The following is a 19,750-nucleotide window of genomic DNA, read 5'->3' as shown; positions in this document are numbered from 1 at the left end:
GGCCGTGATCATAAGAGTGAGCAGTTCCCGGGCAGAGCGGCATGGGCCTCGGCGAGGAAGCGGTCACGGTCGTCGCCGTGGGCGATCGCCGCGTCGTGAACAGCGTCGATCGCGGCGGCCAACGGATCGTCGTTGACCAGCGCGGTCAGGGCGGGGAACGCGGCAGCTTGCTGGAGCATCTCGGTGACACCCTGCGCGCCGAACGCCTTCGGGTCCGGCCGGAGCGGGATGGTGGTGCGGGGCACCTCGGGGTCGGACAGCAGGCGGTGGTACGCGGCGGTGCCACCCTGCCCGGTGAAGGCGTGGGGCAGTGGACGGCCGTCCTCGGCGGCGGCGAGAGCCTCGGCGATCCAGCTGAGCTGTTCCAGCCCGGCTACCCGCATCGCGCGGCGGGCCGCCCAGCAGGCCACCTCCCGCTGGCGGTCGGCGGGCAGCGCGTCGATGCGGTCGAGCAACCGGCGGTCGAGGCGCGCCAGGGGCTGTGCCTGACCGCGAAGTTCGCGGACACGATCCGACGGCGGAGGACCTCCCCACCGCTTCTTTTCCTGTTCGGCTCGCAGCCGGCGGTACTCCTCGACCCGCGCGGTCGCGGCGGCGGCCTGCCCCCGCAGGGTCTCGACCCACGGGTACGCCCCGGTGCCGTCGAGCAGGTGGTCCCAGATCAGGCCGAGGGCGACGGCGTGCCGGCCCCGCACGCCCTCGTGCCGCAGCGTGACGCCGTCCGGGCCGGTCGTCAGCCGTACCGTGGTGGGCTCGTCGTCCGGCAGGGTGGTCAGCGGTTCGGGGAAGATCGGTGCGTCGGCGGTCGCCCACGACCACCGGAGGGTTTCCGCGTCGACCCGCTCAAGGCGCACCTGGAGGTCACCGACGGGCAGCACGCCCACCGGCAGGTCGACCGGTGCCGGCCGGTGGCGGACCACGGTCACCCGGGCGAGGCCGGTGTCGTCCTCGTACGGGTCGGGTGGCAGCGGCGGCAGGAACGCCGGCCGGGTGGACGGGCGCGGCACCAGGGACAGCATCGCCCACTCGGCGGCCTTCGCCGGCTTCTGCTCCCAGCCGCGCACCTCACGGTCGGCCAGCACGGTGCGCCACGGCGTCTCCTCGCGCACCGCCCAGAGGTGCAACTCGTGCTGCTCGGGCGGGTCGTCGTCGGTGCGCACCGTCTCGCCCAGACGGTGGCGGGCGTGCACCCGTACCCGGATCAGCCCGCGCGGGACGGCGACGTCGACGAGGGGTTCGGCGACGCCGCCCATCAGGCCGATGACCGACACCCGACCGCTGGGGCTCCACAGGGTCGCCTCGCTGATCGCGTCCCAACCGGCGGGCACGTCCGTCGGCGGCCCGGACAACACCCGTAGGCGTGCCTCGATCCAACCCGTGTGGACACCGCAGAAGCCGGTGACCTGACTCGGCCCGCCCACCTGCACGAGGGTGTCACCGACAGTGTGGATCCCCAGGCCGACGGCGCCCGGCACCGTGGTCACCTCGTACTGGCAGTAGCTGACGTCCAGGCGCGCCCAGTCGGTCATGAGGCGAGCTGCCGCAGCACGGTGGGGTCGGTGATCCTGTCGTCGGCGGCCAGCATGATCGCCTTCGACAGGATCGTCGACAGCATCGGGTCGTCCTCGAACGGCAGGTGCAGCCGCCCGGTGCCCCCACGTGCGGGGACGATGCACAGATAGGCGTCGTTGGGCTCCATCATGATGTTGCCCGAGCCGAGGTGGATCCGGTAGCCGCGCAGGTTTCCGCGGACGTGCAGGTACCGGTCCGCGACGGTGACCCGGCCGGCGATGGCCATGCGGGGAAGCAGCCGGGCCAGGGCGTCGCGGCGTACCTGCGCCGACGGGGTCAGCGGCCCGACGACGGTGCGGTGCCAGTAGTCCCGGAACCGGTCCTCGCCGCGGTCGGCCCACTGTGGGTCGGTGGCGATCGAGGTGACGCCGACGAAGAGGTCCACGTCCCGCATCGCCTCGGTGAACACCAGCGGCGGTACGTCCGCGACCGGTGCGGGCCGCCAGGTCGCGCCGTCCTGCCGGGCGAAGCGCACCTGGTCGGTGGAGCAGTAGTGGACGTCGTAGTCGCCCGGGTCGTCGGCGTCGACCAGTTGGTGGTGGAAGGACGCCCGCCACGCGCCACCGCCGAAGAGTTTCGTGGCCTCGCTGTCGTAGCCGCCGTCCCACGTGCCGAGGTAGCCGGCCTGCCAGCCCCGGGCGCGCATGAGCGCGTTGGCCTGGCGGTAGCGCAGGATGTGCGCGGCGAACCGGTTGGAGTAGGTGCTCGTCCGCTCCTCGGCGGGCGTGAGCAGGTAGACCTCGCGGAACGCCTGCTTGAACGGTTGCGTCAGGCCGGTGGCGAGCACGCGCTCACGCCAGGCGAGAGTCTCGTCCACGCGAGCGCGGACGGGGTGCCACAGCCGGACCCGGTCACCGCGCGCCGGCCGTCCGTCGAGACCGGCGATCGTCCATCCGTCGCCGTCCTCGCGGGGCAGACCCGCCGACCATTCGCGCCCGTCGGCGCTGGTCTCCCAGAGCAGCCGCCGCCCGTACGTCCCGGTGACCGGGTGGTCCAGGAAGCGGGACACCCAGTCCGGGTACGCCCAGGTGCGCTCCTCGGACAGCAGCGCCTCCACCCGCTGGCGCTCGGAGACCAGCGTCGCGTTGACGCTCTTCACCAGGTCACGTAGCTGCCTCAGCTCGTCGGCGTGCGTCTCCTTGACCGCCGCCGGGACGCCCTTGAGCGCGGTGCCGCCGCGCGCGAAGGTCAGGCGCGCCTTCTCGCCCTCGACCCGCACCGTCGCCTCGTACGGGCCGACCGGGGTCCGCCGGCAGCCGTCGGAGTCGAGCCCGTGGTCGTCGACGGCGAGTTCCATCACCTCGCTCAGCGACCATCCCCGCAGGGCGCCGAGGTGCGCCAACGCGGTCTGCACCCGACTGCGTACCGCCTTGTTCTTCACCGTCACCGCGAGCCGCGCCAGGGTCCGCACCGGCGTCTCACCGTCGCGCTCCGCGAGCAGTCGCACGGCCGCGATCGCGGTGCGTTGGGCGTGCGGGAAGCCGGACGCCTGGCGGGGCGCGGCCGAGGCGACGGCGGTGACCCCGGCCAGCAGGTCGGTCGCCGCCTCGCCCGACTCCCGGGACAGCGCCCATGCCAGGCCACGGAGGAGACGGTCCGTGTCGTCGTGCACGGACCGCCGGTGCCCGACGAACGCCTCCAGCACCGCGCGGACCGCCGTCCTCCCGTCGGTGGCGCTCGTGAGGTGCCCGTCGAGGACGCGCAGCCACCGCGCCGACGCCGCCGGCTTGTCGAGCGAGGCGCAGTGCGTCAGCAACTCGGGCACACCCGGCGCGGCGAGGACGTCACCCAGGCCGGCGCGGACGAGCGGACCGAACTCGTCCCCGTGGTGCAGCAACCAGGACGGCACGCGACGACCCGTGGCGCGGTCGAGCGCCTCCCCGATCAGCGTGACGACCCGGCGCCGAGGGCCGGCCGACGGGACGTGGTGCGCGGTGAGTTCGGCGAACAGAGCCGACAGTGCCGGCGCCAGACCGGCCAGGTCGGCGGGAGCCAGGTGCGTGGCGATCGTCGCCGGCAACTCCAGGTGGGCGCCGTCTTCGTAGCCGTGCCCCCGCCCGGCCACCTCCAGGCACCAGAGAAGATCCGCCCGGGTCCAGTCGAGCCCGCCGTCCGCGAGATTTCGCAGGACGTCGTTCAGCGCGGTCGGGCGCGGGCTGGTCGCCGCCTCCAGGTGCATGGCCAGTGCGGCGCGGCGGCGACACTCGGCCGACCACGACCCGGTGCCGGCCCACTCCGGCGTGCGGGTCACCGACGCGCCCCAGTAGTAGGTGGTCGTTCTCCCGATCACCGCCCGAATCCGGGCATCCGCGTCGACCAGACCGGTTTCCACCCGCCGGCGGTCCGCCGCGCCCAGCGCGGGAAGCAGCCGCGCCCAGTCACCCACGTCAGCCCCCCACCAGGGGAACGAGTCGCACGAAGGCCACCTCGGGATCCGCGAGCAGGTCGATCTCCTCGTCCAGGTCCTCGACCTGCCGGTCACCGACCAGCAGCACGAAGCCGTTGCGGGCGAAGGCGGCACAGGCCGCGTCCGCCTGACGCTCCCAGTCAAGCCGCCGGCCCCGACCGACGCGGTAGCCGTTCAACGTCGCCTCCGCGTCGGTCGGTCGCACCAGACCGCGGAAGATCTCGGCCTGGTCGGCGTTGAACCGCGCGACCTCCTCGCGGACACGCAACCGGACCATCTCCCGCGCGGAGATGCGCTCCGGCAGGCCGGTCAACGGCCACTGGTCGATCGCCCTGCCCGTCGCTGTCTCGTCCCGCACGATCACCGTGGCCATCCGCTCCGCTCCTCGCCCTGGGGTGAGCGGCAGCATGGCACGACGGTCCGACGGAACTGCTCGGTCAGCCGGTCGGACGCGACCGGCCCGACCCGTACCACTGTCGCGGTGCACCAGTTACCGTGGTGCCGGAAGCGCGCCGCCGCGCGCCGCCGCCGGGGCGGCCAGCTTGGCCCGGGGGCGGTCGGCGTCCGGATGGCGCAGCTCGTCGAAGATCACCAGCGCCTCCCGCCATGCCCGGCGCGCGGCGTCGAGGTCACCGGCGGCGCGCAGGCTGTCGCCCAGGTTGTCCAGCACTTCCGCCTCGTCGTACCGGTCGCCGGGTGGTGCCGTCGTTTGACCTGACGTCGGTGACGGTCCGGGCGGTCGCGGTGCAGGGCACCTCGCCGGCCGGCTGGAGCGCCACCTCGATCGCGGTCTGCGCCAACGCGCCCGCCGGGCTGGAGCGGGTCGCGGTGACAGGGACGAGCGCGAGCGACCCGTCCGACACCCACCTCAAGGCGTGCCCGGCCGGCAAGGGCCTCTACAGCGCGGGCGCGGACATCATCGCCGGCAACGGTCAGGTGCTGTCGAGCGCGATCAACATCACCGGAGGGAACACCGTGCGGGTGCGGGCGGACGAGGACGCCGACGGCTTCGCCGGCTCGTGGAGCCTCAACGGATACGGCATCTGCGGGAGCTGAGTCGCGGCCGGGGTCGCCCTCGGCGGCCCCGGCCCGGCCGGGTGCCCGTCAGATCGTCTGACACCTACCGGATCCGGGAGTGGAGCGCGGTGCCGGCCGGGTCCATCTCAGCCTGACAGCAGCAGACCCGAAACGGTCGCAGGCAGTGCGTCAACTGGTCCAACCTGACATCCCGGCGGCGGCGCCAGCCGTCAGAACAGCCGTTTGGCGACCTTGTTGACGGCCATGGTGACGGCGGTGCCCACGAGCGGTGCTGCGTAGGCAGGGACCTTCAGCTCCTTCACGATCTTGCCGGTGGCCCACGTGGCCACGCCGCCAGCGGCGAGACTGATGACCAGCGCCTTCGGATCCAGGCTCTTCTCCCTTGAGTTAGGGGATGATCACCTCCAACAGATCATCCTGGATTGCGGTGGTTCTACCAGCGGGGTCCGACAACTTCGAGCGGCGCAGTTCAGTGGGCCTCGGGGTGGTTGGTCGTTTTCCTGCATTCGACGAGCATCTGGCCCCGCGTGGGGGATGCGTAGGCCCAGATCGGGGCTACGGCGGAGGACTCTGGCCATCGCAGCACTTCAGCACTGGCGTGTGAGGGCTAGGAGGGCGGGCGGAGGCTCGGTAGCGTAGGCGTGACGACGGCCGGTGGGTCGGTGGGTCGGTGGTGCATTCCGCGCTACGAGGAGGTCCGGGATGGATTCCTTGCCGGAGTTGACGTTCGGGCAGCGGCTGAAGGTCTACCGGGAGCGGTCCGGGAAGACGCGGGCGGTGCTCGGTGGCCTGGTGGGTCGCAGCGCCGAGTGGGTCAAGGCGGTGGAGACGGATCGGATCCTGCCGCCGCGGGTGCACATGTTGGACCGCATGGCGCGTGCTCTCAAGGTCGACGTGTCTGCCCTGGTCGGGGAGTTGAGCGACCGGTCGGCCGTGGTGAACGGGCCGGAGCATCCGGCGCTGGCGTCGGTGCGGGATGCGGTGAATCGCTTCTCGATCTCCGCCGATGTGCCTCCCGAATCCTTGTCCGGCCTCAGGGCGCGTCTCGACGCAGCGTGGCGGGCACGTCATCAGGCGTCGGATCATCGGACGGTGCTGGGCGGTGTGCTGCCGGGGCTGCTGCGGGACGTGCAACGTGCCGCGATCGTGTACGAGGGCGGCGAGCGTCGACAGGCGCAGGCCCTGTTGGCGGAGACGCTCGGGCTGGCACAGATGTTCCTCGCCTACCAACCCGCCGCCGAGTTGCTGTGGCGGGTCGCCGACCGGGCGATGGTGGCGGCGCAGGAGTCCGGTGATCCGGAGGCGGTGGCGTGCGCGGGGTGGTTCCTGTGCCAGGTGCACCGGGACGCGGGGGATTGGGACACCGCCATGGTGGTCACCCTGGACGTTCTGTCGGCTCTGGAGCCGTACACGGACGATGCGAACCCCAATCTGTTGGCGTTGTGGGGTGCGGTCAACTTCGAGGCCGCCTATACCGCCGCCCGCGCTGGCGAGGAGGGCCGGGCCTGGCGGTTCTGGGACCGCGCCGACCGGGTGGCCCATCGACTTCCGGCGGACTTCTACCAGCCGCAGACGTCGTTCTCGCGGGTTGTCATGGGGGCTCACGCGGTCACGGTGTCGGTGGAGTTGCAGAAGTCCGGTGAGGCGGTGCGGCAGGCGCGTCGCCACGACGCGGCGGCGATTCCGTCGAGGCCGCGCCGGGCGCGTCACCTCATCGAGGTCGCGCGGGCGCACTACGGCAAGAACGACACGGAAGCGGCAGTGGCTTTCCTCGGGCAGGCGTACCAGTCGGCACCGGAGACGATCCGCTTCAACGGGTACGCCCGCCAGATCACGCTGGATCTGCTCGACGGCCCACGTTCCACCCGGGAGGAGGCGCACGACCTGGCGATGAAGGTCGGCCTCGTCTCGTGATCCAGGGGTACGAACCCTACCCTTCCGGCGCGTAGCCTTCCGTAGCTTTTCCGTCACCTGGTGCGGCGGAGGTGGGGAATGTCGGGTAAGGGCGACGAGCCGGCGGTGAGCCGGGGTGAGCAGATCCAGGCGGCCGAGCGGGAGGCGGCGAAGCGGCGGCTTCTGGCCGAGGCGGAGGCGGATCGCATTCCGGTGGAGGAAACCACCCGGGCGCTGCCGGATCGGCGGTGGCGTCGTGGGCAGCGGTGAGTTGCTGCCGGTGGGGCGGCGGGTGGCGTACTGGCGGGGTCGGCGGAAGCTGTCGCAGCAGGTGTTCGCCGACCGCCTCGGCAAGTCGAAGAGCTGGGTCGACAAGGTCGAACGCGGCGTCCGGCGGCTGGACAAGCTGTCCACACTTCAGGAGATCGCCCGCGTGCTGCGCATCGACGCCGCCGCTCTGGTCGGCCTCGACGTCGAGGTGGTCAAGCCGATGAATCGCGGCGACGGCGTCGATCGGATCAGGGCGGCGTTGTCCCGCTACGACATCCCGTTGGGCAAGCGGGTGGACCGCCCGGTGGTGCCGGTGGACCGGATGCTGCGGGACGTGGGGTACGCGTGGACGACTTTCCAGTACGCCCGCTACCCGCAGGTGGTCGACCTCGTGCCGGACCTGCTCACCCATGCCCAGCGCACCCACGCCGAGGCTCCGGTGGCGGGTCGGGTGCCGTTGGTCGAGGCGTACCGGATCACTGCTTCTGTGTTGGTCAAGCTCGGTGACGCCGAGCTGGCGTGGTTGGCCGTCGATCGGGCGATGCTCGCCGCCACCGGCGACCGGGAGCTGGTGGCCGCCGCGGCCGTGCAGCTCGGTCAGGTGTTGCGCGCGCTCGGGCGGGCGCGGGAGGCGAAGTCGGCACTGCTCGCCGCCGCGTACCGGATCGCTCCGCCCGTGGTCGAGCACGGCACGCCGGCGGAGCTGTCCCTGTGCGGGGCCCTGCTCGTCCAGGCCGGTCTGGCGGCGGCGCAGGACGGGCACGAGGCCGCCGCCGGCGAGCTGTTCGACGAGGCCGCCGGCATGGCGGAGCGGGTCGGTGACGGGTACGACCATCACCGCACCGGGTTCGGGCCCACCGCCGTCGACCTGGCCCGTGTCGCCGCAGCCGTCGAAGCCGGCGATGCTCACGCGGCGGTCGTCCGGCACGAGAGGGCCATCGCGCGGTCCGGCTGGCGGTGGCTGCCCGCAGAGCACCGCGCCGCGCACCTGCTCGACGTCGCCCGCGCCTACCTGCACGCCGGGGATGCCGGCAACGCGGCTCGCATGGTGACCGAGGCCGAGCGCACCGCGCCCGCCGAGATCATGTACCGGCCTGTCGCCCGGGACATTCTCGCCGAGATTGCCCGCGACCCTCGCGCCCCGACCACGGTCGCTCAGTTCGTCGCGATGCTCGGGGTGGGTTGAGCGGCTGTCCGCGAGGCAGCAGGATCGCGGCTCAGTTCAACCGGTGTCGGCGGTGCACCGACGTCGACCCGTTCTCCCGGGTGGCAGTTCCGGCGCCGCACGGAGGGGTGCGGCCCCCGTCTGACGGTCCAGCTTGGCCGGCGATCAACCCCGGTGCAGCCGGTGACGTCCGACGGAACGGGGTGCGGGTCGGGGACTCCCGGCGGCCGGGTCCGGCGGCCCCGGCCGTGCTCACGCCGCTGTCGGTGGTCGTGCCGTGACGAGCTGGGCGAACAACTCGGCGGCATCGTCCAGGACGCCTCGGTCACCGGTGATCAGCAGGTCCAGCAACAGGCCACGGGTCGCGGCGAGACTCAACCGGGCCCGCCGCCTGGCCTCCGGGGCGGCCCAGCCGAAGTGGACGAACAACTCCTCGACGGGGCCCGCCCAGGCGGCGATCACCGAGGCGCGGAAGGGCTCGGTCCACGACTTCTCGAACAGCGCGTGCGCGTAGATCTCGAAGAACAGCCGCTCCGCCGGCGCCAGGGCCGGATCGGCCAGCCGCTGCCAGAAACGGCGACTCGTCTCGACCGGGTCGTCGAGCTCCGCGGCGAGGGCCGCGAGCGCCGCGCGCTGCTCGGCCTCGACCCGTCGGACGACCTCGGTGAGCAGGCCCTCCCGGCTGCCGAAGTGATAGATCAGCATGCGATGGCTGCTGCCCACGCCGGACGCGATGTCGCGGAGGCTGAGCTGGCTGAACCCGCCGTCCTTGAGGAGGCCGACGCAGCGGTCGAGCAGCGCCTCCCGGGCGTCATTGACCACCGGTGCGGCGCACCCCGTCGGTCGTCGTGTCCTCGGTGGCCGTCCCGTCGGCTGGAGCCGGCGGCGGGACGGTCCCTGACTCCGCTGCCGCTTTGAGCGCCGCCGCCTCCATCCGTAGGTACCGTCGCGTCCGTGACGCGGTCAGCAGCGTGACCAGCCAGGCGAGTGCCCCGCTCTGCTCGATGCCGATGCTGATCCGGGTCGTCCCGTCGGGCTGGGCCTCCACCCGGTGGTAGGCGAAGGTGCGCACCCCCGGCGCGTGCGTCTCCCAGGCGAACGACGCGCCCGGTTGCAGGTCCTGGACCCGCCACACGGTCGTGGGCAGGCCGGGTTGGCGGACGCGGAACCGGCCGCCCGGGGCCAGGGTCGGCTGGTCGAGCGGCGCGACCTCCGACATGGAGGCCGTCCACCGGGGCCAGTCCGTCACGTCCGCCACCACGGCCCAGGCGGCGGCGGTTCCCGCCGTGGTGACGATCGTCTCCGAGTAGTGCATGTACCAGATGGTACACACGATCCCGGGGATCGGAATCTCCGCGGCGCCGTCGTGCCCGGGCCGCAGTCGAGCGGAGGCCAGGTGCTGCCGGCCTGCGCGACGTCAGCGGCGGTGCCGGGTCATGCCGGCCATGACGCCACCCATGATGCGTACCCGGGCTCGGCGCGGCAGCGGGGCGAGGCTGTCCTTGAGGACGCGGGAGAGCAGGCCGGGAAAGGCGGTGGGCCGGTGGCCGAGCGCGTCGAGTGACCGCTGCGCGACGTCCTCGGGGGTCAGGGTCCTGCCCATCCGCATGCCGGCGGTGTCGGCGAAGCCGCTGGCGACCGGGCCCGGCGCGGAGGCGAGCACGTCGACCCCACGGGGTTTGAGTTCGGCGTGCAGCCCTTCCGCGAGGGTCTGGACGTAGGCCTTGGTGGCGGCGTAGTTCGCCGCGTTGGGCGCGCCCTGGAAGCTGACGATGGAGCTGAGCAGGATGATCCCACCTCGGCCCCGATCGGCGAAGCGCCGTCCGAACAGCCAGCTCAGGGCCAGCGTCGCCGCGCAGTTGACCTGGATCATCTCCAGTTCGCGGGGCAGGTCGGACGCGACGAGCGGGCCGGAGGTGCCGAACCCGGCGGCGGCGACGCACAGGCCGATGTCGGCGCCGACGGTCGCGGCGGCGAGCGCGTCGAGGCTCTCCGGCCGGGCCAGATCGAACGGCAGCACGTGCGCGTCGGTGTCGTGCCGGGCGGTGAGGTCGGCGGCCAGCTCACGCAGCTCGGACTCGCGGCGGGCCACCAGCACCAGATCGAAGCCGCGTTCGGCGAGGCGGTGGGCGATCTCCCGGCCGATGCCGGAGGAGGCGCCGGTGACCAGGGCGGTGGGACCGTACCGTTCGAGGAACCGCTGGTGGGCGCGTCCGCGGGCGGCAGGGGCGGGGTGGGTCTCGGAGGTGGTCATGGCGACGGTTGCCCTTCCGGCAGAAGTGGCTCGCCGGATGCCGGGCACCGAGCGAGTAGCATCACGCGACTCACCGTAGGATCGATAAGTCGCTTCACGCAACTCACTGGGTGTAGGGTCGTCGATCTCATGCTGGGACAGGACTACGCGCATCAGACCTGCTCGCTCGCCCGCAGCCTTGAGGTGATCGGCGAGCGTTGGACCATGCTCATCCTCAGGGACGTCCTGGTCGGCCGGCGCCGCTTCGACGAACTCGTCGACAGCCTCGGGGTCACCCGGACCGTGCTCACCCAGCGGCTCCGCCACCTCGTTGCCGAGGGCGTCCTGGAACGCCGCGCCTACCAGCAGCGACCCGAGCGTTTCGAATACCACCTGACCGCCAAGGGTCGGGAGCTGACCCCGGTCGTCGCCCAGCTCATGTGGTGGGGCGACCGCCACTATCCCGAGCCGGCCGGCCCGCCGCGGCTGCTGGTGCACGACGGCTGCGGAGGCCCGGTCCGGGCCGCCTATCGCTGCGGCGCCTGCCACGCCGAACTCCGCCCCGATCAGGTGGCCACCCGGCCCGGCCCGGGCGCGCCCGCGGCCGGCACGGATCGCCCGGACTGAGCCACCGGGCCGGCCTCGCGAGGGGCACTGACGGGAGCCGACTGCCGATAGTGTTCTCAGCCACACTGTCCGCACGTCCCGAAGGGGTTGTGCCATGAACTCTGGTCGTCGGCGGCTGTCGCGCACTGTCATCGCCGCGCTGTTCCTCCTCGTCGGAGTGGCTGCTCCCGCCGGTGCCGCCGAGGCGGCGGCGAGGGGTCCGGACCTCGCGGTGGACGCGTCCGGGACACGAATCGCGCTGGGGGTCGAGAAGAAGGTCGTCCACCTGAAGATCAGCAACCGGGGGGACGAGACGCCGGGCGACGTCGTCGTCAGGGTGCGCCAGCCGCCGCCGGAGGGCCCTGACCCCCTGCCGGTCGCGCTGATCTGGCATTCCGGGGGTGTGGGTGAGTGTGACGGCGACTTCGGGGGGTTCTACTGCCAACTGATGCCGGAGCTGATTCCGGGGCCGGGCGAAACCGTCGACGTTCCCATCGACGCCGCTGTCTACGGGGCCGCGGAGCCCTACGAGGGCAGGTTCGAGGCGTCGGTCACCATCGGGCCGGAGAAGGACGCGAATCCGGCCGACAACACCAGATGGTTCCCGCTGGCACTGGTCGACCAGCCCAGTGCCGACCTCTCGGTGGTCGCGCCGGACGTGAAGCAGTCGGTGCGGATCGGCGCCGACGGTACGCCCGAGCCCACCGGGACGCTGAAGCCCGGTGAGATCGGCGCGGTGTGGCACACCATCGCCAACCAGGGCCGGAAGGCGGTCAGCGGAGTGCGGGTCACGCTGCATCTGCCCAAGGGCGTGACCTTCACCAGGCAGCCGGCCGGGTGCGTGCTCGCCGACGCCGGGCGCTCGGCGGTCTGCACCTACGAGAGCCTCACCCTCGTGCCGGCCGCCGAGGACACCGATCCGAACGACACGACCTACTCGGCGGTCGAGTTGTACAACCTGGTGACGACTCCGGCGTCCGGCACCGCGCCGGCGACGCTGCGCGGCGGAACCGTGCGGGTGGAGGCGCTCGCCGAGCGGGCGACGGACGACCGTTCCACGGCGGCGCGGACCGCGCTGCCCACGAACGCCGTCCCGGCGCGGGTGGCCGACGTGGACCGCAGCGACAACCGGGACGGGTTCGCCGTGGTGCTGACCGCGAAGAGCGGCGGCGGCGATGGTGGCGGCGACGATGGTGGCGGCGGTGCCGGCGGGTTGCCGGTCACCGGGCCGCAGGCCGGGCTGGTCGGCGCGGTCGGCATCGCGGCGCTGGTGGCCGGCGGCATGGTGTTCCTCGCTGCCCGGCGTCGCCGGATGATCCTGGTGACCCCCGAGGACGAGCGGCCGGCGGCCTGATCCGCGCCGCCGGCCAGGGCGGGCTGTCCAGGGGTCACCGAAGCCCTCGGCGCGGAACCGGTGCGGTGGCACCGGCTCAGTACGGTGCGGGCACCATCTCTGAGAGGACACCGCCCGCAGATGCGCCGGACCCTGCCGATTGTCGTCGCCCTCACCCTGCTCGGATCCGCCACCGGGTGCGCCGGCGACTCCGGATCCGTCCCCACCGCCACCAGCACCGTCACCTCGCCGCCGGCCGAAGCCCCGGCCGGCGGCGAGGTGACCCCCGACGCCACAGCGTCCGCGCCGGCCGCCGACGGCCCCACGTCGACCGCCCCCGCGCCGGCGAAGCCCGCGAGCGACCCGCAGCCGGCCCCGCCGAAGGCAGTCCCGGCGCTGACCTGCGGCCAGCTCGCCGGCGCCGACCTGGGCAGCCCGAAGGCGCCGTTCTACGACCACACCGACCACATTCCGCTGCTCGACGGCATCTGGAACGGTGAGGACGGCACCGGCGTCGCACTCCAGAAGCCCTGCGCGGTCGGCGACCTGGACGGCGACAAGGCCGCCGACGCCGCTCGCGCGGTGGTGGTGCGCACCGGCGGGACCGGCCAGTTCTGGAGCGTCGTCTTCTGGCACAACGCGGCCGGGAAGCCGGCCTACCGCACGGTGGTGGACCTGGGCGACCGGACCCCGGTCACCTCGATCGGGATCGCCGGGCAGAAGGCCACAGTGGTCTGGCTGACCCGCTCCGACGACGCGAGCATGGCCGAGCTCGACACGAGGCGGACCACCGTCTACCGGCTCTCCGGCGTCACGGTCACCGAGTTGAGCCACACCGACGCCCCGTACACCCCCTGAGCCGTGCCGTCCCCGGGCGGTGCGGGTCCGCCGGCGACGAGCCCTCACGGACCGATCGGCGTTACTATCGACATCCTTCCATCTGTTGTCAGGAGGCGTGTGTGACGAGGTATGTGCGTTCGCTGATCGCGACGACGATGCTCGGCCTTTCCGTCCTGGCCGCGCCCGCGCCCGCCGGCGCGACCGCCCGGGTCGACCTGGGCGCCCAGGCCGCGGCCACCGGCTGCACGACGTGGGTGGAATGGGTGCAGGAGGGTGGCAACAGCTACTACTACGGCCGGGGCAACGTGCAGTGCGCCAGCGGTCGCTACAAGGTCAAGCTCCAGTGCCGCAACCTCCAGACCGGCGTCGGGTACGTCGTCTACGGCGGCTACGCGGTGAACGCCCCCGGCACCGCCACCACGACCTGTTACAGCGGCAACGTCGCCGAGGGCGTCTACCCGGTCGACGATCCGCTTCCGGCGACCGGTGTCACCGGTTGTGTCTCCTGGTCGGAGTGGGTCCACGAAGGCAGCAATCACTACTACGGTCGCGGCACCGCCCAGTGCGACACCGGCACCTACCGGGTCCAGATCCAGTGCCGTAACGCGCAGACCGGCCAGCGGTACGTCGTCTACGGCCCGCCGGCGACCGCCCCCGCCATCTCCACGACGACCTGCTACCAGGGCAACGTCGCCGATGCCGTCGCCGGCGTGCCGGCGTGAGGAGGGACGCGCGGATCAACCAGCCGTGGCCGGCTTGTACGCGGTGACCAGCTCCCAGGTGCCGGGCAGCACCGCGATGCGCTCGAAGCCGATCTCGGTGAGCAGCCCGGTGTAGAACTCGGTCTCGCGGAGCCGGCTGACGCAGGTGTCCACGCCGATGAGGAAGTAGCTCCAGAAGAACTGCATGGCCAGCCGGTCCGGGGTGCGCAACTCTTCGCTGATGACGAGCAGCCCGCCCGGCTCCAGGGCGGCGTACGCCTGCTCCAGCAGGCGGCGGGCGACGTCGTCGGGCCAGTCGTGCAGGACCCGCACGAAGGACAGCGCGTCGTACCCGGACGGCAGCGGTTCGGCGAGGAAGTCGCCGCCGACGAAGCCGAGCCGCTCCGGGTGGCCGCGGGCGACGCGGGTGGCCGCGACGAGTGGCGCCACGGCGGGCAGGTTGTAGACGTCGGCCCGCAGCCGGGGCGCGCTGTCCAGGATGTGCGCGGCGAGCGTGCCGTCCCCGCCGCCCACGTCCAGCAGGCGGTGGCGGTCCGACCAGAGCGCGTCGGCGTGCCGCCGGACGGTCTCGATCACCGGGCCGAGCCCGACGGCCATGCTGCGTTCGAAGTCGGCGGTCTGGGCGTCGGTCCTGGGCGGCCAGGCGAAGTCGTCGTCGCCGATGCTGACCTCGCCGCGCAGGCTCTCGGCGAGCCGGCCGTGCAGCAGCCGCCACGGGTAGCGGTCCCGGTCCCGCTCGACCGCACCCGGGCCGACCACCGCGGCGACCGTGTCCCGCAACCCGGGCAGGGTCCGGTAGGTGGTGGCGCCGATGTCGTCGCCCGACTCGACCCGGGTCAGCAGGCCGAGACTCTCCAGGCAGTCGAGGAACTTGTACAGCCGCAGCGGGCGCATCCCGAACCGGGTGGCGAGCGCGTCGAGGCGGGCCGGGCCGGGCTCCAGCGCGTCGAGCAGGCCGGTGTCGAACGCGGTCTCCAGCACGTCCATGGCCTTGGGGCCGTTGACGAGCAGGCTCATCAGCGCCCGTGGGGAGAGGGCGACGGTCATCGGTGCAGCTCCTTCGTCAGCGCGTCCATGAACGCGTCGACCTCGTCGAGGGTGTTGTAGACGTGCGGCCCGATCCGGAGGTAGCCGCGCCAGCTACCGATCAGCCGCTGGGCGATCAGCCGGTGCTTGACCGCCTCGCCGTCGGGGACGTCCAGGCAGACCACGCCGCCGCGGCGCTGGGGCGAGGTGGGGCTGACCACACGGATCCCGGCCGCCGCGGCCCGGTCCAGGACCCGCTGGGTGAGGACCAGGGAGTGCGCCCGGACGGCCTCGGCGCCGACCCCCGCCAGCAGGTCGAGGCCGACCTGCGAGATCAGGGCGGTGAGCGGGTACGGCGTGCCGCCGGCGAACCGCTGCGCGCCGGGCGCCCAACCGTCGGACGGCTGGAACGTCAACGCCCGGTCCCCGGCCTGCCAGCCGGTGGCCGCCGGTTCCAGCGTCGACGCCAGGTCCGGCCGGACGTAGAGGAAGGCGGTGCCGACACCGCAGAGCCACTTGTGCGCGCCGCCGAGCACGATGTCGACGTCGAGGGCGGCGACGTCCAGCGGCACCACGCCGACGGTCTGGAAGGCGTCGACGACGACCAGCGCGCCGACGTCGTGGGCGCGGGCGACCAGGCGGGGCAGGTCGACGGTGGCGCCGGAGGTGAAGCTGGCGTGCGACACGCACACCAGCAGCGTCCGCTCGTCGAGGCGTGCCTCCAGGGCGTCCTGGTCGAGGTGGGGGCCGCCGTCACCGACCACATCCAGCCGCGCGCCGTAGCGGCGGAACGCCCGGAAGATGAACGGGACGGTGGGGTACTCCAGGTCGGTGGTGACGACGCGGTCGCGGGGCGGACGGTAGTCGAAGCAGGAGGCCACCCGGGCCAGCAGCGTGCTGAGGTTCCCGTCGGTGACCACGCTGCCGGGTGGCGCGCCGAGAAGGCGGGCCAGCGAGTCCGCGTACCGGTCGAGGCCGACGTGCCAGCCCTGCCAGACGTCGTCGCGCCAGGTGCGCAGCGTCGCCCAGTAGTCGCGCAACACCGCCTCGGCCCCGGCCGGCACCGCGCCGGTGGAGTTGCTGTTCAGGTACACGCAGTCTCGCAGCACCGGGAACTCCGCCCGCAGCGCGGCGTGCGTGACCTCGTCGAGGCACCGCGGCGTGTTGCCGGGTCCCGGTTCGGGCGGGCTCATGCGCGCGGGCCTCCTACGGCTTGGAACGGGCCGGGACGGGGGTCGACGGACGTGAAGACCGGCACGTCCCGGACCGCCGCCAGGTAGGGCGTGCCCTCGGTGTAGCCGGTGCCGGAACGGCGACCGAGCATCCGGGTGGCGATGCGGTGGTGGGTGTGCCGCCACCGGAACAGGGCGCTGGCGAACGCCTCCATCCGCCGCGCCACCAGACGTCGGTCCGGGCCGTCGAGCCGACCGTCGGCCACGGCCGAGCGGTACGCCTCGTCGACCGTCGCCTGGCCGGCCCGGACCCGGGCCCGCACCTCGGGAACCGCCTGGTACGCCACCGAGTCGAGGCGCTCCTGGAGCGGGGTCCGACAGAGCGACTCCACCCGCTTGTAGGAGCGGGACTGGATGGCGCTGGCCCCCTCGGTGTACTGCCGGAACGTCTGGAACGACTCCGGCTGCATGGTCGCCAGCAGCGAGAACAGCGGGCCGGCGCCGTCGAGCAGATCGTGGGCGTACGCCAGCCGGTCGGCTGCGGGGGTGGGCCGGGCGTCGGCCAGCGCGGCGACGGCGGCGCCGAGTTCGTCGGCGAGCGCGGCGAACAGGCACTCGTACGCTTGCAGCACCCGGATGAACAGGTACTCGTCGTGTGTCACGTGGACCGGCAACATGCTCAGTCGCAGCGGTACGTCCGCCGGGGGATCGAGGGTGGCGGCGAGGGCGTGCAGTGCGGCTGCGGCATCAGCCGGGGTGCCGTCGTCGGGCGACGCCTGGCAGCCGAGCCGCAGGAGCGCGGGGGCGGCGGCCCGGACGCCGAGCCGGCAGCGCTTGACCACCACCGTCCACGCGGGACGCTGGAGCGGGAGCAGGTCGGCGGCGCCCCGGGCAGCGGCGAGTTCGAACGCCAGCGCGTCGGCGACCAGCCGGACGAACAACCGGTCGCGGGCGTGTCGCGTGGTGGTGTCGTCGTCCCCGGTCGCGGCCGGGTCGTCCTCGCCGGACGGCAACCGCAGCAGACGCAGTGCCAGATAGCTGCGGTAGTCGTACCGCCCGTCCCACTTGTCGAGCGTGACATCGATGAAGTCGTCGAGGAGCCCCGGCGCCGTACCGCTCCCGGTCGGCCCGGAGCCGGTGAGCCGTCGCCGCGCCTCGTCGAGCAACTCGAGGAGTCGCGGATCGACGAAGTGTTTGCCGACCCGGTGGAACTCTCGCAACACCGCCGCGTAGGGGAAGGCGCGGGGATCCGTCGTTCCGGACAACCAGCTCGTCAATTCGTGCACGGACAGCCCTTCGAGGTGGGGACGACAAGCACGCAGGCGCCCTCGGCCCTGCGGCGGACGGGGGCCGTCAGAGCGGGTCGGTGCCGGGGGAGTGGAGTCGGGCCTGCCACAGCTCCGGGAAGAACCGGTGCTCGACGAGCTTGGCGAGCACGGCCGCCGAACTGTTCGGCGTGCTGGCCGGGGCGTGGCCGCCGACCCGCAGCGCCACCTGGTAGTGCCGGAAGCGCCACAGCGCCACCCGCTCGTCCCACTCCACCATCGTCTCGGCGAGCCGGCAGGCCGGATCGGCGCGGTCCGCCGGTCGCAGGTCCACCGCGGTCGTCCCGTGGGCGGCGAGGTGATCGGCGAAGGCGCGGCCGAGTTTCCGGCTGGCCGCCTGGACGTGCCGCCAGCCCGGCGACTCGGCGCCGGACCCGTTGCCCAGCGCGGGCTGCATCGCCTGGAAGTCCCCGGGAGACAGGTGGCCCAACATCTCCAACTGGTCGGTGACCAGCCGTACGGCGAGCGCCGCCCGCGTCAGCAGGGCCTGTGCCGTGGCCAGGTCCCCGGCGGTCACCCGCGCGGTCGTCTCGGTCACCTCGGCGGCGGCCAGTTTGAGCCACAACTCGCTGGACTGGTGCACCACCTGGAACAGCAACTCATCGCGGTGAATGACTTCGTCCGGTTGTCGTTGCAGTCCGAGCAGCACGTCGGTCCGCATGTAACGCGCGTAGTCGGTGGCGCCCGACCCGGGCAGGGTGGGCGACTTGTCGCGCTTCAAGGAATGGCCTCCACTCGGCGACGGCACGCCGGGGCGGCGGTGCGGCCGGGCCATTATCCAATGACGAAAGCCGATGCGCCAGAGTCGCAGCCGATCACTTCATCGATTGGCGGACCAACATGGCCCTTTGTTCGGAATTGGTGTCCGTAGTGTTTCTTCGTGGTGAATTCGGAGATGGTCGGGTGTGTGGGCTGCCACCGGTTCATGCCGTCAGATGCGTACCCCAGTGACGGGTGGAGCCGGTCAGAAGCCGGTCAGGAGCGTCGACCTTGACGATGTCGGCTCCGGTCCCTTGCGTCCGTTCCGCCGAGCGATCCCGGCCAGATCGATCAGGACGTCGTCGTCGAGCCCCGCGGCGTGCTTGTCCAGCAGCGTGCCGTCGGGATCCAGAGCGTCATACCGCTGCCACTGCTCGGTGCGGAAGAGGAAGAGAGGCAGCAGCTCCGGAGATTCCGGCTCCTGGCCACTGTCCCTGGCGGCGGCCAGCGCCTCGGCGTCGCCCTCGATGGCGAGCACGCACAGCTGCTCGCGGGCCGGGCCGGGACCCAGCGCGCGGAGCCGCTGGCGGCACACCTCGACGACGGGCGCGGGGAACGTCCGGCCCGCGACGCGCGCCAGTGTCGACACCAGCCTCGCCGGGTCGTAGCTGTCGAGCAGGTCGAGCCGTCCTTTCCGGATCGGGACGACGGCGAGCCCGGTGTGGTACCTCCCCAGCGGCGCGGGCCGGCACAGATGGGGGTTGTCCAGTGCGAGGTCGAGGACCACCTGGGACGGCGTGTCCGTACCGCCCAGGGCCTCGTCGAAGTCCGCGAGGAGAACCGGATGGTCGGTGGCGCGCAGCACGTCGGCCATCGCCTCACGCATCTCGGGGTCGGGGGAGCCCTGCGCGGCCCGCAGCACCCGGCCGCCGTCCGGTGGCGCGGTGACCAGCCGCACCAACGGCTCGTGCGGGCAGTCCGGCGCGGGCGCGAGGAGGAACCGCAACGCCAGCTTCGGTCTGTCGACCAGGGCGGCCCAGATGCGGTTGGGCGCCGTCCGGTCGCTGGCCCAGGCCCTAACGAGGGCCGCCTCGGCCATCGCCGACACCCGATCGTCCCGCGCATCCGCCATCAGCCGGACCACCGTTTCGGTGTAGTGGTGTCTGCGCTTCATTCGTCTACAGATATGCCCCGCAGCCAGCCGTGCCGTCGGTCCGACGGTGCCTACCGCCATTCGCTCCAGCATTCGCCCATTGTCCGCCCCGCGCGCTACGTACTCCAGCGCATCCTGTCAAGTAAGAGGTGATCAGCTTCGTCCAGGTTCCGTCGCCGGGGCGTCGTTCAGGGCGTCGGTTGACCGGGCGACGGGCTTTCGGCCACCACGCTGGTCGTACCGGTACCGACTCCGTACGACGCCAGCGAGGGCAACGGCTTCCCGGCGACCGCCGG

Annotated in this window: 20 protein-coding genes; 8 read left to right on the top strand and 12 right to left on the bottom strand. The window is 72.7% G+C overall.

Going from position 1 to position 19,750, the window contains the following annotated elements; genetic code table 11:
• Positions 1 to 8: 8 nt before the first annotated feature.
• The 4 genes from VKK44_RS19425 to VKK44_RS19410 form a co-directional block, all read right to left on the bottom strand.
• A complete protein-coding gene (locus VKK44_RS19425) occupies positions 9 to 1,529 on the bottom strand; it encodes a hypothetical protein (RefSeq protein ID WP_343442581.1) in 1,521 nt (506 codons plus the stop codon).
• On the bottom strand, positions 1,526 to 3,958 hold the full coding sequence (locus tag VKK44_RS19420; protein ID WP_343442580.1) for a DUF4132 domain-containing protein: 2,433 nt from the start codon (positions 3,956 to 3,958) through the stop codon (positions 1,526 to 1,528). The genes VKK44_RS19425 and VKK44_RS19420 overlap by 4 nt, the downstream gene beginning before the upstream one ends.
• Position 3,959: 1 nt before the next feature.
• Positions 3,960 to 4,352: a hypothetical protein gene (locus VKK44_RS19415; RefSeq protein ID WP_343442579.1), complete on the bottom strand. Its 393-nt coding sequence runs from the start codon at positions 4,350 to 4,352 to the stop codon at positions 3,960 to 3,962.
• Between the two features lie 117 nt (positions 4,353 to 4,469).
• Positions 4,470 to 4,649 (bottom strand): hypothetical protein, encoded by a 180-nt coding sequence (locus VKK44_RS19410; protein ID WP_343442578.1) that lies wholly within the window; start codon positions 4,647 to 4,649, stop codon positions 4,470 to 4,472.
• 26 nt (positions 4,650 to 4,675) lie between these two features.
• Here VKK44_RS19410 and VKK44_RS19405 point away from each other — a divergent pair, with 26 nt between their 5' ends.
• From VKK44_RS19405 to VKK44_RS19390, 4 genes are all read left to right on the top strand, one after another.
• Positions 4,676 to 5,035, top strand: coding sequence for a hypothetical protein (locus VKK44_RS19405; RefSeq protein WP_343442577.1), 360 nt, complete (start codon positions 4,676 to 4,678; stop codon positions 5,033 to 5,035).
• 684 nt (positions 5,036 to 5,719) lie between these two features.
• Positions 5,720 to 6,931 carry a helix-turn-helix domain-containing protein gene (locus tag VKK44_RS19400; protein WP_343442576.1) on the top strand — a complete coding sequence of 404 codons (1,212 nt, stop codon included), beginning with the start codon at positions 5,720 to 5,722 and terminating at the stop codon, positions 6,929 to 6,931.
• A gap of 78 nt (positions 6,932 to 7,009) precedes the next feature.
• Positions 7,010 to 7,180, top strand: coding sequence for a hypothetical protein (locus VKK44_RS19395; protein WP_343442575.1), 171 nt, complete (start codon positions 7,010 to 7,012; stop codon positions 7,178 to 7,180).
• The gene (locus VKK44_RS19390) at positions 7,167 to 8,366 is read left to right on the top strand and encodes a helix-turn-helix domain-containing protein (protein WP_343442574.1); all 1,200 of its coding nucleotides are present in this window, start codon (positions 7,167 to 7,169) and stop codon (positions 8,364 to 8,366) included. Before VKK44_RS19395 ends, VKK44_RS19390 begins: the two co-directional genes overlap by 14 nt.
• Positions 8,367 to 8,597: 231 nt before the next feature.
• On the opposite strand, the gene VKK44_RS19385 is transcribed toward VKK44_RS19390, so the two are convergent.
• From VKK44_RS19385 to VKK44_RS19375, 3 genes are all read right to left on the bottom strand, one after another.
• Positions 8,598 to 9,167: a TetR/AcrR family transcriptional regulator gene (locus tag VKK44_RS19385; protein WP_343442572.1), complete on the bottom strand. Its 570-nt coding sequence runs from the start codon at positions 9,165 to 9,167 to the stop codon at positions 8,598 to 8,600.
• On the bottom strand, positions 9,157 to 9,660 hold the full coding sequence (locus tag VKK44_RS19380; protein ID WP_343442571.1) for an SRPBCC family protein: 504 nt from the start codon (positions 9,658 to 9,660) through the stop codon (positions 9,157 to 9,159). The genes VKK44_RS19385 and VKK44_RS19380 overlap by 11 nt, the downstream gene beginning before the upstream one ends.
• Positions 9,661 to 9,762: 102 nt before the next feature.
• A complete protein-coding gene (locus VKK44_RS19375; RefSeq protein ID WP_343442570.1) occupies positions 9,763 to 10,599 on the bottom strand; it encodes an SDR family NAD(P)-dependent oxidoreductase in 837 nt (278 codons plus the stop codon).
• A 129-nt stretch (positions 10,600 to 10,728) separates the two neighbouring features.
• Here VKK44_RS19375 and VKK44_RS19370 point away from each other — a divergent pair, with 129 nt between their 5' ends.
• From VKK44_RS19370 to VKK44_RS19355, 4 genes are all read left to right on the top strand, one after another.
• Positions 10,729 to 11,205 carry a winged helix-turn-helix transcriptional regulator gene (locus tag VKK44_RS19370; protein WP_343442568.1) on the top strand — a complete coding sequence of 159 codons (477 nt, stop codon included), beginning with the start codon at positions 10,729 to 10,731 and terminating at the stop codon, positions 11,203 to 11,205.
• A 94-nt stretch (positions 11,206 to 11,299) separates the two neighbouring features.
• Positions 11,300 to 12,538: a hypothetical protein gene (locus VKK44_RS19365; protein ID WP_343442566.1), complete on the top strand. Its 1,239-nt coding sequence runs from the start codon at positions 11,300 to 11,302 to the stop codon at positions 12,536 to 12,538.
• Between the two features lie 120 nt (positions 12,539 to 12,658).
• Positions 12,659 to 13,375: a hypothetical protein gene (locus VKK44_RS19360; protein ID WP_343442564.1), complete on the top strand. Its 717-nt coding sequence runs from the start codon at positions 12,659 to 12,661 to the stop codon at positions 13,373 to 13,375.
• A 101-nt stretch (positions 13,376 to 13,476) separates the two neighbouring features.
• Positions 13,477 to 14,079: a hypothetical protein gene (locus VKK44_RS19355; RefSeq protein ID WP_343442562.1), complete on the top strand. Its 603-nt coding sequence runs from the start codon at positions 13,477 to 13,479 to the stop codon at positions 14,077 to 14,079.
• A 15-nt stretch (positions 14,080 to 14,094) separates the two neighbouring features.
• Here VKK44_RS19355 and VKK44_RS19350 read toward each other — a convergent pair whose 3' ends face one another.
• From VKK44_RS19350 to VKK44_RS19330, 5 genes are all read right to left on the bottom strand, one after another.
• Positions 14,095 to 15,126 carry a methyltransferase gene (locus tag VKK44_RS19350; protein ID WP_343442560.1) on the bottom strand — a complete coding sequence of 344 codons (1,032 nt, stop codon included), beginning with the start codon at positions 15,124 to 15,126 and terminating at the stop codon, positions 14,095 to 14,097.
• Complete coding sequence (locus VKK44_RS19345; RefSeq protein WP_343442558.1) at positions 15,123 to 16,298, bottom strand: aminotransferase class V-fold PLP-dependent enzyme; 1,176 nt, start codon at positions 16,296 to 16,298, stop codon at positions 15,123 to 15,125. The genes VKK44_RS19350 and VKK44_RS19345 overlap by 4 nt, the downstream gene beginning before the upstream one ends.
• On the bottom strand, positions 16,295 to 17,563 hold the full coding sequence (locus tag VKK44_RS19340; protein WP_343442556.1) for a tryptophan 2,3-dioxygenase family protein: 1,269 nt from the start codon (positions 17,561 to 17,563) through the stop codon (positions 16,295 to 16,297). The genes VKK44_RS19345 and VKK44_RS19340 overlap by 4 nt, the downstream gene beginning before the upstream one ends.
• Before the next feature lie 67 nt (positions 17,564 to 17,630).
• Positions 17,631 to 18,323 (bottom strand): tryptophan 2,3-dioxygenase family protein, encoded by a 693-nt coding sequence (locus VKK44_RS19335; protein WP_343442554.1) that lies wholly within the window; start codon positions 18,321 to 18,323, stop codon positions 17,631 to 17,633.
• A gap of 243 nt (positions 18,324 to 18,566) precedes the next feature.
• Entirely contained in the window at positions 18,567 to 19,547 is a 981-nt protein-coding gene (locus VKK44_RS19330) for a hypothetical protein (protein ID WP_343442552.1), read from the bottom strand.
• Positions 19,548 to 19,750 lie beyond the last annotated feature (203 nt).

The organism is Micromonospora sp. DSM 45708, assembly GCF_039566955.1.
Lineage (GTDB): Bacteria > Actinomycetota > Actinomycetes > Mycobacteriales > Micromonosporaceae > Micromonospora.
The sequence above is the reverse complement of the archived record's forward strand: the minus strand, read 5'-3'. Positions and strand labels throughout refer to the sequence as shown.

Coding starts and splice junctions, on each gene's coding strand:
- VKK44_RS19350 (WP_343442560.1), bottom strand. CDS start 15,126: ATGACCGTCGCCCTCTCCCCACGGGCGCTGATGAGCCTGCTCGTCAAC.
- VKK44_RS19380 (WP_343442571.1), bottom strand. CDS start 9,660: ATGCACTACTCGGAGACGATCGTCACCACGGCGGGAACCGCCGCCGCC.
- VKK44_RS19330 (WP_343442552.1), bottom strand. CDS start 19,547: ATGCTGGAGCGAATGGCGGTAGGCACCGTCGGACCGACGGCACGGCTG.
- VKK44_RS19400 (WP_343442576.1), top strand. CDS start 5,720: ATGGATTCCTTGCCGGAGTTGACGTTCGGGCAGCGGCTGAAGGTCTAC.
- VKK44_RS19395 (WP_343442575.1), top strand. CDS start 7,010: ATGTCGGGTAAGGGCGACGAGCCGGCGGTGAGCCGGGGTGAGCAGATC.
- VKK44_RS19425 (WP_343442581.1), bottom strand. CDS start 1,529: ATGACCGACTGGGCGCGCCTGGACGTCAGCTACTGCCAGTACGAGGTG.
- VKK44_RS19365 (WP_343442566.1), top strand. CDS start 11,300: ATGAACTCTGGTCGTCGGCGGCTGTCGCGCACTGTCATCGCCGCGCTG.
- VKK44_RS19345 (WP_343442558.1), bottom strand. CDS start 16,298: ATGAGCCCGCCCGAACCGGGACCCGGCAACACGCCGCGGTGCCTCGAC.
- VKK44_RS19360 (WP_343442564.1), top strand. CDS start 12,659: ATGCGCCGGACCCTGCCGATTGTCGTCGCCCTCACCCTGCTCGGATCC.
- VKK44_RS19415 (WP_343442579.1), bottom strand. CDS start 4,352: ATGGCCACGGTGATCGTGCGGGACGAGACAGCGACGGGCAGGGCGATC.
- VKK44_RS19375 (WP_343442570.1), bottom strand. CDS start 10,599: ATGACCACCTCCGAGACCCACCCCGCCCCTGCCGCCCGCGGACGCGCC.
- VKK44_RS19370 (WP_343442568.1), top strand. CDS start 10,729: ATGCTGGGACAGGACTACGCGCATCAGACCTGCTCGCTCGCCCGCAGC.